General features: G+C 37.4%; 12 protein-coding genes. 7 read left to right on the plus strand and 5 right to left on the minus strand.

All coding sequences use genetic code 11. The annotated features are described in order from the left end of the window. The first annotated feature begins 30 nt into the window (after positions 1 to 30). From Q0X77_RS11495 to tsaB, 3 genes are all read left to right on the plus strand, one after another. On the plus strand, positions 31 to 1,182 hold the full coding sequence (locus Q0X77_RS11495; protein WP_297797469.1) for an efflux RND transporter periplasmic adaptor subunit: 1,152 nt from the start codon (positions 31 to 33) through the stop codon (positions 1,180 to 1,182). 50 nt (positions 1,183 to 1,232) lie between these two features. Further along, on the plus strand, positions 1,233 to 2,573 hold the full coding sequence (locus Q0X77_RS11500) for a TolC family protein (RefSeq protein ID WP_297797471.1): 1,341 nt from the start codon (positions 1,233 to 1,235) through the stop codon (positions 2,571 to 2,573). A 75-nt stretch (positions 2,574 to 2,648) separates the two neighbouring features. Continuing rightward, on the plus strand, positions 2,649 to 3,320 hold the full coding sequence (gene tsaB / locus Q0X77_RS11505) for a tRNA (adenosine(37)-N6)-threonylcarbamoyltransferase complex dimerization subunit type 1 TsaB (RefSeq protein WP_297797473.1): 672 nt from the start codon (positions 2,649 to 2,651) through the stop codon (positions 3,318 to 3,320). A gap of 42 nt (positions 3,321 to 3,362) precedes the next feature. On the opposite strand, the gene Q0X77_RS11510 is transcribed toward tsaB, so the two are convergent. The 4 genes from Q0X77_RS11510 to Q0X77_RS11525 all read right to left on the minus strand — a co-directional run bounded on the left by Q0X77_RS11510 (position 3,363) and on the right by Q0X77_RS11525 (position 7,613). Further along, a complete protein-coding gene (locus Q0X77_RS11510; protein WP_297797475.1) occupies positions 3,363 to 4,184 on the minus strand; it encodes a mechanosensitive ion channel domain-containing protein in 822 nt (273 codons plus the stop codon). Between the two features lie 78 nt (positions 4,185 to 4,262). Then, positions 4,263 to 6,296 carry a thioredoxin domain-containing protein gene (locus Q0X77_RS11515; RefSeq protein ID WP_297797477.1) on the minus strand — a complete coding sequence of 678 codons (2,034 nt, stop codon included), beginning with the start codon at positions 6,294 to 6,296 and terminating at the stop codon, positions 4,263 to 4,265. Between the two features lie 144 nt (positions 6,297 to 6,440). Further along, positions 6,441 to 6,641 (minus strand): dodecin family protein, encoded by a 201-nt coding sequence (locus tag Q0X77_RS11520; RefSeq protein WP_297797480.1) that lies wholly within the window; start codon positions 6,639 to 6,641, stop codon positions 6,441 to 6,443. A 69-nt stretch (positions 6,642 to 6,710) separates the two neighbouring features. Then, positions 6,711 to 7,613 carry a NifU family protein gene (locus Q0X77_RS11525; protein WP_297797482.1) on the minus strand — a complete coding sequence of 301 codons (903 nt, stop codon included), beginning with the start codon at positions 7,611 to 7,613 and terminating at the stop codon, positions 6,711 to 6,713. Positions 7,614 to 7,734: 121 nt separating this feature from the next. On the opposite strand from Q0X77_RS11525, the gene Q0X77_RS11530 reads away from it, so the two are divergent. Then, positions 7,735 to 8,730: a type IX secretion system membrane protein PorP/SprF gene (locus Q0X77_RS11530; RefSeq protein ID WP_297797484.1), complete on the plus strand. Its 996-nt coding sequence runs from the start codon at positions 7,735 to 7,737 to the stop codon at positions 8,728 to 8,730. A gap of 59 nt (positions 8,731 to 8,789) precedes the next feature. On the opposite strand, the gene Q0X77_RS11535 is transcribed toward Q0X77_RS11530, so the two are convergent. Further along, entirely contained in the window at positions 8,790 to 9,968 is a 1,179-nt protein-coding gene (locus Q0X77_RS11535) for a vWA domain-containing protein (RefSeq protein ID WP_297797486.1), read from the minus strand. Positions 9,969 to 10,182: 214 nt separating this feature from the next. Here Q0X77_RS11535 and Q0X77_RS11540 point away from each other — a divergent pair, with 214 nt between their 5' ends. Genes Q0X77_RS11540 through Q0X77_RS11550 form a run of 3 tightly spaced genes read left to right on the plus strand, consistent with a single transcriptional unit; the run spans position 10,183 to position 13,429 of the window. Then, the gene (locus Q0X77_RS11540; RefSeq protein WP_297797488.1) at positions 10,183 to 12,144 is read left to right on the plus strand and encodes a tetratricopeptide repeat protein; all 1,962 of its coding nucleotides are present in this window, start codon (positions 10,183 to 10,185) and stop codon (positions 12,142 to 12,144) included. Further along, a complete protein-coding gene (locus tag Q0X77_RS11545) occupies positions 12,141 to 12,872 on the plus strand; it encodes a LytTR family DNA-binding domain-containing protein (protein WP_297797490.1) in 732 nt (243 codons plus the stop codon). Before Q0X77_RS11540 ends, Q0X77_RS11545 begins: the two co-directional genes overlap by 4 nt. 41 nt (positions 12,873 to 12,913) lie before the next feature. Further along, entirely contained in the window at positions 12,914 to 13,429 is a 516-nt protein-coding gene (locus Q0X77_RS11550) for a gamma carbonic anhydrase family protein (protein ID WP_297797492.1), read from the plus strand. The last annotated feature ends 29 nt before the right edge of the window (positions 13,430 to 13,458 follow it).

Genomic DNA, 13,458 nt, shown 5'->3' on the forward strand with positions numbered 1-13,458 from the left:
CCATTAACTATACTAACACAGATATTTAAAATGAACAAAATTGTAAAATATGTATTGATTGCGGTTGTGGGTCTGGGAGCACTTTGGGCTGCAGCATTTTTTATAAAATCCAATAGCAAATCAGCCATAACATATGAAACGAAAAAACCATTTATTTCTAATATTGAGAAGAAAACAGTGGCTACCGGGAAAGTAATCCCTGAAGATGAAATTGAAATCAAACCACAAATTTCCGGGATTATTGAAAAAATTTATTTGGAAGAAGGGGCCCAGGTTAAGGCCGGTGATTTAATTGCTACCATTAAAGTTGTTCCTAATGAACAATCCCTGAACCAGGCTCGTGGAAGGGTAAGGAATGCTGAAATTGCTTTGAATAATACCGAAATAGAGTATAAAAGGAATAAAGCCATCTTTGATAAAGGGGTTATCTCCAGCCAGGACTTTAATGCCCTGCAACTACAGTATGATCAAGCCATCCAGGAATTGGATAATGCTCGTGCAGATTATCAAATTATCAGGAGAGGATCTGCTGGTGGTTCTTCAAGTGCAAATACCAACATACGGGCAACGGTTACCGGGACCTTGTTGGAGATTCCTGTAAGGGAAGGAGATCAGGTAATTCAGAGTAATAATTTTAATGATGGAACTACAATAGCTACCATAGCCGATTTGGGTAAGATGATTTTCGAAGGTAAAGTTGATGAAGGGGAAGTCGGGAAGCTGGAAATAGGTATGCCTTTAGAAATTAGTTTGGGAGCTATTGATGATGAAAAATTTGAAGCTAGATTAAAGTTCATTGCTCCAAAAGGAATAGAAGAATCAGGTGCCGTGCAATTTAAAATTGAGGGTGATGTGGTTGTTGAAGGCGACTACATGATCAGAGCGGGATACAGCGCCAATGCATCTCTGGTGCTGGAGAAAAAAGACAGTGTTTTGGTTATACCCGAAGCCCTCCTGCAATTTGACAAGGAAACCGATAAACCCTATGTTGAAATTGCCACAGGAGATCAACAATTTGAACGAAAGGATGTTGAAATTGGGATCTCTGATGGTGTCAATGTGGAGATTGTATCGGGATTGACAGAAGAAGACGATGTCAAAATATGGAATAAAACCGAACCGATTAAAAAAGGAGAGGATGAAGAAGAGGAAGAGGAAGGGGAAAGTGAAGAAGATGCATAAATAGAAGAAATTCAAATAGTCAATCATTTATAATTATCAAAAAACGACAGATGAAATATAAAATAACTGTAGTGCTATTCCTGTGCATGACCGGAATAGCCTTTGCTCAGAAAAAAATATGGACCCTTGAGGAATGCGTTACCTATGCCGTGGAAAATAACCTTTCCATTCAACAATTCGAATTGGATCTGGAGAATGCTACAATTGACAAATCTGACGCTATCGGTAACTTTCTCCCTAATTTAAATGGTACCTTAAATGGCCAAAGTAATACAGGTCTTTCTTTCGACCCAACTAATAATCAACCTGTGAACACGACACAATTAACCTCCTCCGGGAGTGTGACTTCCTCCGTTGTTTTATTTGATGGCCTCAGGAATGTACACAGGCTAAACAGGGCGAAACTCAATGCAGTTGCTAATCAATACCGTCTGGATGACCTGGTAAACGACATACGCCTGAATGTAGCCATAAGTTACTTAAATATCTTGTCAAATAAAGAGACTGCCAAAGTTGCCAAAGCCCTATATGCTGTAACAGAACAGGATTTGAATAGAACCAGAGAATTAGTAGAGTCCGGGGTAGTTCCAAAAGGAGATTTATTGGAAATAGAAGCTACAGCAGCAACCCGTGAGCAGCAAATCATCAATGCGGAAAACGATGTCCTTATATCACGTATTAATTTAGCCCAGTTACTTCAGATTACAGACTATGAAAACTTTGATGTTTCTGATGCGGAATTTGAAGTTCCTGCTGCAGACATTTTAAAGAATTCTCCCAAGGTAATATTCGATAAAGCTTTAAGCTATTGGTATGAAACTAAATTTTTTGAATCTAGTGTGGACCTGGCTGAAAAAGATTTATCCATTGCAAAAGGAGCCGCATATCCAACTCTTAGCGCATTTATTAATTACAATACACGGTATTCTGATCAATTTCTTGATCCTATTACAGGGCAGGTGATCCCTTTTAAAGATCAGCTTTGGATTAATGACGGAATTGCCTTTGGAGCGCAAATAAATATTCCTGTTTTTAATGGGTTTAGTACGCGAAATAATATAAAGCGCGCTAAAATTAATGTTAAAAAAGCTGAGCTAGATCTGGAGCAGAATAAATTGGATTTGGAAACAAATATCAATCAGGCCTATGTAGATGTAATTAATAGCTCTCAGGAGTATGAAGCCGCCTTAAAGACAAGGGAAGCAAGACTATTGGCTTTGGATTACTCCAAAGAAAGATTTGATGTAGGGATTATGAATTCCTTTGATTATAGTCAATCACAAGCAAGGGTGGATAATGCAGAGGCCGAAGTAATACGAACTAAATACAATTATGTATTTCGAATAAAAGTTCTGGAATTTTACTTCGGACTTCCTATTGTTATTGACTAGAGACAGTATTTAATTTTATTTGGACCTGTTGTGATGTAATTGCCCAACAGGTCTTTTTATATTTGCTTAATAATTATGGCATTAATTCTAAACATTGAAACGGCTACTACCAATTGTTCTGTGAGCATTAGTAAGGATGGTCAAATGATTGCCTTAAAGGAACAGAATGATGTATCCTATTCGCATTCAGAGGACTTGCACTTTTTTATAAAAGAAGCAATGGAATCGGCTTCTTTGTCCATGGCTGATTTGGATGCAATAGCTGTTAGTAAGGGCCCGGGTTCCTATACCGGATTGCGGATAGGGGTTTCTGCGGCAAAAGGCCTTTGTTTTGCCTTAGACCTTCCTCTCATTGGGATCTCCACCTTAAAGAGTATGGCGACACAGCTAAAAGTAAAGGATGGTGTTGTGATTCCTGTTCTGGACGCAAGACGAATGGAAGTATATTCTGCAGTTTATAGTTCCAACTATGATAGCATAAGGGAAACCGGGGTGGAGGAGATAACGCCAAATTCATTTGCAGAATTTACAAGACTTGGAAAGGTCCATATTATAGGAAGCGGAGCAGTTAAGTGTCATGAAATCCTGGAACACCCTAACTTTGTATTTGACGAAACAATTATACCTTCAGCCAAAGAAATGTGTCAATTATCCCATGAAGCATATGGTATTGAGGACTTTGAAAACACCGCTTACTTTGAACCGGATTATTTAAAGGATTTTGTTTTTCAACAAAGAAAGAAGTAAAACTTTCCTGCAACTAAAGACTTACATTATTAGATTTCGATTTTAATCCGCTTTATGCACAACTCTTTGCGGGAATGGAATTTCAATATTGGCTTCATCAAACCTTCTTTTAAGCTCTTCCAGCACAAAAAAATGAGCGTCCCAAAAATCTTCATTATTCGCCCAGAAACGCAAAGAGAGATTAACTGAACTATCTGCCAATTCACCGACAAATACTGCTGGTTCAGGGTCCTTGAGAATTGTTGTTCTCTCATGGCAAATTTCAAGGAGAATATCTTTGGCTTTTTTAATATTGGAGCCGTAACCAATACCTACATCAATCTTATCCCTCCTGGTTTTTTCCGCATTGTAATTAATGATATTATTATTAGAGAGCTGACCGTTTGGAATAATAGCAACCTGATTGCCAAATGTATTTAACTTGGTAGTGAAAATGGTTATTTCTTTGACTGTACCGTCTACACCCTGGGCGGAAATAAAATCTCCTATTTTAAAAGGTTTGAAAAATAAAATTAAAATGCCACCTGCAAAGTTAGCCAAAGAGCCCTGTAGTGCAAGTCCAATAGCAAGGCCTGCAGATCCTATGACCGCAATCAGGGAAGAAGATTCTACCCCTAATTGCGTAACAACAGCAACAAAAAGAAGCAACTTTAAGGCAGCACTAATAAAATGCATAAGAAAAGATTCCAGCGCAAGGTCATAATCTTTCCTTTCAAAAAATTTACGCACAAGGCGATTTATAAATTTTATCAGCCATAAACCAGCTATTAAAATGATAGTGGCAGTGATTATAGATGGTAGCAATTCCCAAATCCAGTCGATGGCCTTCTCAACATGCTGATCGTAATTAGCTAATTCTTCCATATGTTTTATTTTAAGCACAATGATATTAAATAAATTTAAAAATAGTTTTTAATTAAGCCATGAAAAAACATACATTTTTTATTTAAGCTGATCCAAGACCTGAGCCATATCCTCGGTGGGTAACTTGCATGATCCATGTTCACAGAGGTAAATAAGCGTACTATTCGCAACAAATCTGTTTTGTATTAGGGATAACTCACTCTCTGCACTGGCGCCCGCAAAAACTACATTGGGTAAATAGGAAAGCTGCATGTCACTTGCAGTCTTTTTATAATTTTCTCCTACAATACTTATTTCGTAAAAGGGCTTTTGAAAATACAATACAAGGTGAAGCCAATTGGCATAGCTTGCAGTATCTTTCTCAAAACTTTGCTGTAGATTAACAACCATTTTTTGCGTTATTTTTTCGTAATCCTCATCGGGAAAAAACCGGGATAATTTAAACAGATTTTTAGCCATAATGGAATTTGATGAAGGGATTACATTATCTGCTTTTTCAATAGTTCTCCTAATAATATATGAATCCTGTTTGGGGGTGAAGAAAAATAAACCACTGCGATCATCTGTAAAATTGGCAATGCAATAATCCGTTAATGCTTTGGCCTCATTAAGCCAATTTTCATCAAAGGTAATTTCATAGAGTCCCAAAAAAGCATCTATTACTGAGGCATAATCTTCAAGATACCCATTGATGGTACTTTTTCCGTTTTTGTGATTGTGGTAAAGGCTGCCATCTTTCCTGATAAATGTTTCCTTTATGAATTTGGCATTTTTTAAGGCCAGATCCAGATATTGATCATTTTTGATAAACCTGTAAGCATCCGTTAGCCCCTTTAACATTAACCCATTCCAGGAACATAAGATTTTATCATCTAATCTGGGGCGCTTTCTATTATTCCTGACCTTGTTTAAGATTTGTTTACATTCCGAAATAACTTTTTTGACTTCTGAAACGGAAATCTTGTGTTTTTCAGCAATTTTCTCATCTGAAGTATCTCTTATCAAAACATAATTTCCGTGTTCCCAAAGGCCAAAGTCATTTATGTTGTAATAGTCTTTAAAAAGCGCATATTTGTCACCAAGAAGCGTTTGAAGTTCTGCCTTCTGCCAAACATAATATGCCCCTTCCTCCAACTCGCCCATTTCGTTTAAACTATCGGCATCCAGTGAAGCATAAAAGGCATTTGTACTATCCATAAGTTCTGTTGTAACAAATGCAATAGTTTCTTCCACAACCTTCTTATAAAGTGCATTGTTCGTAATAGCGTATGCCTTGGAATATAAACTTATTAATTGGCCGTTGTCATATAGCATTTTTTCAAAATGAGGGACATGCCATTTTCCATCTACAGAGTACCTCGAAAACCCACCCGCTAAATGATCAAAAATTCCGCCATAGGCCATTTTTGTAAGTGTTAAATTTACATATTCCAGGAGATCATCATTTTTTTTGGTTGTGGCATAATGCAATAAAAAATCAAGGTTCCCGGGCATCATAAATTTTGGTGCCCGGTTATATCCACCATAATTATGATCAAAATAGCGAGACCACTTTTTTACCGAAATATCTAATTGATCTTCAGTTAAAACCTCGGAATTGGAGCCAACTTCTACAAGATTAATTGCCTTAATCCCTTCTGCGAGGTCTTTTGCGTATCCATTTATTTTATCCGGTTGTTCCTTGTAAAGGCGGGTCAGTTCTAATAAAACCTTCATCCAGTCTTCTTTCTTTACATAAGTCGCCCCCCAAAATGGACGTCCGTCGGGCAGGGTAACCACATTTAATGGCCATCCACCTCTTCCTGTCATCATTTGAACTGCATCCATATACAGATGATCTATATCGGGCCGCTCTTCCCTGTCTATTTTAATGTTGACAAAGTTTTCATTCATAATTTTTGCCACTTCTTCGTCTTCAAAACATTCTTTTTCCATTACATGGCACCAATGGCATGCAGCATAACCAATACTAATCAGGACTAATTTGTTCTCTCTTTTCGCTTTTTCCAGAGCATTTAAACTCCAGGGTTCCCAATTCACCGGATTATGTGCGTGTTGCAACAAATATGGACTACTTTCATTTATGAGGGCGTTGGTATGCTTGTTTGACATAGGTTCTTTTTTTTGAGAGCAACCTTGTAAGGTAATTAATAGTAAGAGTAATGTGACGTTGGATTTCGACATATACAAAGTTACCATTAATTGAAGAGCACAAAAAAAGCGCCATAAAGGCGCTTTTACTTTTTTTCAGATCGATCACTTAACTTCAAAAGTGATTTTGACATTTACGCGATATTCATCTACTTTTCCATCCTTAACTGTTGCACTTTGTTCATTTACATATACAGAACGTATATTTTTGACGGATTTGGATGCATGAGAAACCGCATTTTCAGTTGCATCTTCCCAACTTTTATTGGAATTCGCTAATACTTCAATAACTTTTAAAATTGACATAATACTTATTTTTTGGTGTTACCATAAGGTACCAAATTAAACGCTAAGGAACAAGATGCAGAGGTTAAATTATCCGTTTAAGGCAACCACTTCTGAAACCTTATCTCCTAACATATTTTTCAGCATAGTTTCTATACCATTTTTTAGTGTAAAGGTAGAAGAAGGACAACCACTACAGGCACCCTGTAGAATTACATTTACTGTTTTGCTTTCTTCCTCATAGGACTGAAAAAGTATATTTCCGCCATCGCTGGCAACTGCAGGTTTTACATATTCTTCCAAAATATCAATAATTTCCTGAGAAGTAGAATCAAAGGTTTTGTTTTCAGCAGGTCCGGTTGAGGTGACAGAAGAAGTATTGGAAACCTCCTCGCTCGAAACCACCTCATTGCCATCTGCTATAAAATTCCGGATCAATTCGCGCAATTCCATGGTAATTTCATCCCAACTGGCAACATCATATTTCGTAATTGAGACATAATTTTCGTCCATAAAAACCTCTTTCACATAGGGCAGGTGAAATAGCTTTTTGGCAAGACCTGAGCCTTTTGCTTCATCAAGATTTTTAAACTCAAAAACTGCGGGTACAATTTTTCTATTTGCCACGAATTTCATTACCGCCGGATTGGGAGTAATTTCGGCATATATTGTAATTGCTACTTTCCTGGTTTCTACTTCTTCATTTATAACTGGTTCACCGGCGTTTAGATATTCAACCAACTGTTGTGCGACTTCATCCTTTACAGATGGCCAGTCCACAATGTCAAAGCGTTCCAGGGCTATAAAATTTCCGGAAATATATACAGTTTTGATAAATGGAAGGTAAAATAACTGCTGAGCAAGAGGTGAGTTTTTTGCATCATCTATATTCTTAAATTCGAAATTGCCACCATTGGTAAGAAAATGATTTGTTTCAAATTTCAAAATGGCCGGGTTATTGGTTTCTATGACGGTAATATTATATTCTTTCATGGAATTTGTTTTCGTCAAAAATACAACCATTTTCTCATCTTGGGGATATATAATAATGTTGTATTTCAACCGTTATACTTTATATTTGACCGTAACCACGATAAACGCGCCCTATTCTTTGATGAAAAAACTCCTGTTTATTTTAATTACATATGTGGCTTTTTCCAATTATTCAGCTGCTCAGGAAGGTATTCCCGTGTATTTTGATTATTTAGCCGATAACTATTACCTCGTATATCCATCCATGGCGGGTATTAGTGATGGCGGAAAAATAAGGCTTACCGCAAGAAAGCAATGGTTTAGCGTGGATGAAGCACCGAGTATGCAGACACTCAGCGCAAATTATAGAATTCCTGAGAGTTCCAGTGGAGTGGGGATTATCATTTTTAATGATGCCAATGGGTATCACTCACAAACAGGTGCAAAATTAACATATGCTCACCATTTGCAATTAGGTTCGGAAATAAGATTATTAAACCAATTATCTTTTGGATTGAGCGCCGGATTTCTCCAAAGTAGTCTGGATGAAACAGAATTCAGGTCTGTTATCCCTGATCCGGTTATAACAGGTGCGAAAAATAGCGTTGGCTATTTTAATATTGATTTAGGAATGTCCTATAACTACATGGAATTCTATGCGCACGTTGCCGCTTTAAATATTCTTGGGACTGGACGGGATCTTTACACAGCTATTGAATTTGATAATTTACGACGCTATTTGTTTTCTGTAGGATATATTTTTGGTAAAAATTTGTGGAAAGTTGAACCTTCCGTGCTCTTTCAATTGACGGATTTTACAGAGGAGAAAACGGTAGACTTTAATGCGAAAGTCTATAGAGAATTAGGTTTTGGTTCAGTCTGGGCCGGTCTTTCTTACAGAAGGAGCTTCGATGGGGCGCAATTCCAGGTTGATGGTACTTTTGGCGAACAAAGACTACAGCTTTTTACCCCAATCGTGGGCATTAATTATAACCGGTTTATGTTCTCCTATAATTATTCCTATCAATCCGGTGATATTAGATTAGATAACGGCGGGTTCCACCAGATTACGCTGGGTTATGACTTTGGACCTGTCCGTGAAAACAGATATGATTGTTTCTGTCCCGGAGCAAATTAAAAATGGGCTTAACATTTTTTTCTGCTAAACCCACTTTTAATAAATGCTTCAACTTTAGGTTACTCCCATATGAATTTTTTACCGGCGGCCTGTCTTTTTATGGCATTTAACATCGCATTTTCAAGCTCTCCCTTTTCCTGCTGAGCGTGTTCGCTTATGAAAACCTCCCGTTTAGCATTTAACTGCTGAATTTCTTTTTGAATCCTTGTTCTTTCAGCCTTTTTCTCGTCTATAAACGCATTGAGCTCTGCCTTTGATTTATTTCGCAATGCTTTGGGTAATTCCTCCTTTTTCAGGTCAGCAACATCAAATGCATCATCTTCTGAGGCATCTATCAAATCCCAGGTCGAATTCTTATACATTCCGGAACTTTTGCTTACTGCCCGTTTAACGGCTACTGCCTCTTCCAGTTCCATGGCGTTATTGTCTTGCTGAGATTGCAATGCAAGCTTAGCATTACCGCTGGCGCCATAAGAGATATAGGTACTATTCAATTTTGAATTCAATTTAATGATGATATCATCATAAGGTGTATCAATATGAACAATCTGTTTGTTATGATCTATTGCCATATACTCACCACCGGTCAGGGTAGCCCCTTTTTTCCACTGGGTGTTAATACCTTGCTGATAGTTGCCACAAAAGATGGTATTCACAATGATCTCTTTTTCTCTGGCATTAGCCGCGGCATCCTTATAATTTAATTTTCCCTGGGTAAAAGGTTCATTTCCAGCTATAAAAATCATTCTTAAATTGTCAGGATTCTTACCCCAGTCTAATTGGCGCAATGAAGTTTGTATAACTTCACCGCAATACTCTTCGCCTCCATTGGTGCTTAATGAAAAAAGCTTCTCGGAAATTTCATCCAGATCACTGCTGAAGCCAATCACCTGTTGAATATAGCCTTCTTTTGAAGAAAGACCATCGTTCCCATATTGGTAAAGCGCAATCTGTAATTCAGGCCGGTGTCCATTTCCACATTTTGCATAGGAGAACTGATTGACAATATCCCATAACTGTGCTTTGGCCTGATTGATAAGTCCATCCATACTATTACTTGTATCTAATAAAAGCGCAATCTTTACGGTATTATTACCCTTCCTCCCTTTGTCCATAAAATATTGATAGTTTTCGGAGTGAATTACGCTTTTCTTATATGAACTATTAAAACCAAAAACTGCTCCCATTGTCAGACCTAATAGAATTGTTAAGCCCATAATACTTTTTAAACTTTTCATAATTTTTATTTTTTTAGTGATAATTATTCATTAAAAATAGATCTGAACTTTTTCTTAAAAAATGAGGAATGAGCCAAACGAACTCCTCAATGAGTGAAATGGTACAATGATTGCGTTAAGTACAATATTTGGTGAAAATCAGGCTGGAATTTCAAATAAACGCATTTTTTAAAACCGCATAATTCCAGTAAGTTTATCCTTATATATTCGGATCATGTATAAGAAAAGCTATCTGTTTACGGTTTTTTATCTTATTCTTTTTGCAGGCTTTTCCCAGCCTCAAAAGAAGGCTGAAGATGAAGGTCAAAGGCCTGTATCAGGAGAGAGTTCCTATGTAATTTATTTAGATTCGGCAAAATTTTACAAAAAATCCAATATTGCCAAAAGCATTGATTTTATAGCACAGGCCATAGGTAGTCTTGGCGAAAACCCGGATAAAAAAGAGTTGGCCCTGACACTCACATATCTGGGTGAAGTGTATCAATATCACAAACAATTCGATCTTGCTATTTCCAGTTTTAAGGACGCTCAGGGTATTTATAAGACATCCCGAACAGCTTTGTTATTGGGAAGAGCCTACATTCAGACAGGGGATTATAAAAATGCTTTGGATGTATTAAAGCCTCTTGAAGATGTAACTGTTTTGGTGCCCTATCAAAAAATAACCTTGTATGAATCATTAGGGGACGTCTATAGCAGGTTAAATGAAATAGATATGGCTATAGCATATTACGAGGAAGGCCTTATAGTGGCTAAAAAGAATCAGGTTAGCCCAAAAATACCGGATTTAAATTCGAAGATAGCGGATGCCTATGCACAGGATAACAGGCTGGAAGAAGCGGAAGGATATTATGATAATTCTTTGCAGCTTTCCAGTAGGCAGGCGCCCCAGCGATCAATTCAAGAGAAGGAAAAGGTAGCAGATTTCTACAATAAGAAAAATCAGTATGATGATGAAATTGAACTAAGAAAAAAAAGCCTGAATGAATTACAAGCTCTGCCACGAGGGGTCGCAATATCTGTCGAAGCGCCCAATGAATCAGATTCTATAACGTCACAACGGATCAACTACAAAATCGCAAATGCCTATGTTGCGCAGGACAAGTATGATGAAGCTATCCCCTATCTGGAAGAAAGTATAAAAGAAGCTGATTTTGAAGATGACCTAATGGTGCAAAAAGATGCCACGCGAAAACTTTCAGAGGTATATAGGGACAAAGGAGATTTTACTAAAGCATTTGAAACGTATCAGAAATATGTAGCCATAGTAGATACACTTTATCTTCGAAAAGAGCTGGAGATTTCACAGGCTTCAAGATTAAGTCGTGAGATTGCAACCGGACAAAGCAGAATAGCAGGTCTTGAAAAAGAACGGGAACTTTCACAGAGCAAATATGATCTCGCGATAACAGAACAACAATTAGCCCTTGAAAGTAATAAAAAACAGAAATGGATTATATACTCACTTTTGTTGGCAATGCTGCTTACTGCTTTGGCCGCTTATTTTTTTTACAGAAGTAACAAGCAACAAAGGTTGGCAAATAATTTATTGGCATTAAAGTCTTTGCGTTCCCAGATGAATCCCCATTTTATTTTTAATGCCCTGAATTCTGTCAATAATTACATTGCTAAAAATGACGAACGCAGTGCCAACCGATATTTGAGCGAGTTCTCTACTTTGATGAGAGCTGTTCTTGAAAATTCCGAAGAAGATTTTATTTCCCTTTCAAGGGAGATGGAGCTGCTAGAACTTTATGTGAAATTAGAACATTCCCGTTTTCCGGAGAAGTTTGACTATACTATAAATTTAGATGAAAATATTGATACGGAGGCCTTTCAAATACCTCCCATGCTACTCCAGCCATATATAGAAAATGCAATTTGGCACGGACTTCGTTATAAAAAAGAGAAGGGAAGCCTGAATATTGACTTAAAGCAAAAAGGACCGGATGTTATTGAGATAATAATTGCTGATAATGGGATAGGGCGAAAGAAATCTCAGCAATTAAAAACAAGCAATCAGAAGAACCAAAGTTCTAAGGGGATGGGAAATATTAAGAAACGGATAGCTATACTAAATACCATGTATAAAGATAAAGTGTCGGTAGTTTTGAAAGATCTGAATGAAGATGGCACAGGAACGGTGGTTAATCTAACTTTAAGAAAAAGGGCATGATGTTAAAGGCAGTTATTGTTGAGGATGAAAGTGGGAGTAGAGAAATTCTGCGGAATTACCTGTTTAAATATTGCAAAAATGTAAGTATACTCGGTGAGGCGGCAAGTGTTAAAGAAGGCATAGAACTCATATTGCAAAAGCAGCCAGATCTGGTGTTCTTAGATGTAGAAATGCCATATGGAAATGCTTTTGATCTACTGGAGCAATTGCCGGATAGAACTTTCGAAACCGTATTCGTGACTGCCTATAATTCATATGCCCTGGAAGCATTAAACAATCATGCTGCTTATTATTTAATGAAGCCCATAAACATAGATGAACTCATTAACGCGGTCTCCTATGTCAATGAAGTGAAGGAAAAAGAAAACGTTCTGGACAACCGTATCTTAAAATCAAAACTCAATAAGGCCGAAGGAAAAATAACGCTGCCCCAGCAAGACGGTTTTCAGGTACTGAATATTGCTGACATCCTATATTGCAAAGCAGATGACAACTACACTGAAATCTACCTGGAAAATAAAAAATTGCTGGTGAGTAAAACTTTAAAATACTTTGAGGAGGCTCTTGCCGACCATTTTTTTGCACGCATCCATAAATCCTATCTCGTAAACGTAAATGAAGTTATTAAATATAGAAAAGGTAAAGGGGGAAGTGTTATTGTGTCTAATGGAAAAGAATTATTGGTTTCCGCCTCGAAAAAGAAACAATTATTATCGTATTTTGAATAACTTTCCGGACTTTAACCGGTACCAAAATAATTTTAGTTGTTATGATCATTAAATCAGTTAATGGTAAAACACCTCAGATAGGGGAGGATTGTTTTATCGCGGAAAATGCCACCATTGTGGGTGAAGTCACCATGGGCGATCAGTGCAGTATTTGGTTCAATGCTGTAGTAAGGGGAGATGTGAATTATATTACTATGGGGAACAAAGTTAATGTGCAGGACGGGGTGGTTATTCACGGAACTTATCAAAAATGCGCTACAACCATAGGTAACAATGTTTCAATTGGCCATAATGCCCTGGTACATGGTTGCACTATAAAGGATAATGTACTAATTGGAATGGGTAGTATTGTCATGGACAACTGTGTGATAGAGAGTAATAGTATTATTGCTGCAGGGGCTGTGGTTACTGCGGGCACCCATGTTCCGGCCGGGAGCGTTTTTGCAGGAATGCCCGCCAAAAAAATAAAGGATATCAGCGTAGAACTAAGTGCAGGGGAAATAGACCGTATAGCAAATAGTTACGTGAAATATTCAGGGTGGTTTAAAGAAAATTAGTGTTTAGAGTGCAATTATCATTATTTTTA

Source organism: uncultured Eudoraea sp., from assembly GCF_947258925.1.
Taxonomy (GTDB): domain Bacteria; phylum Bacteroidota; class Bacteroidia; order Flavobacteriales; family Flavobacteriaceae; genus Eudoraea.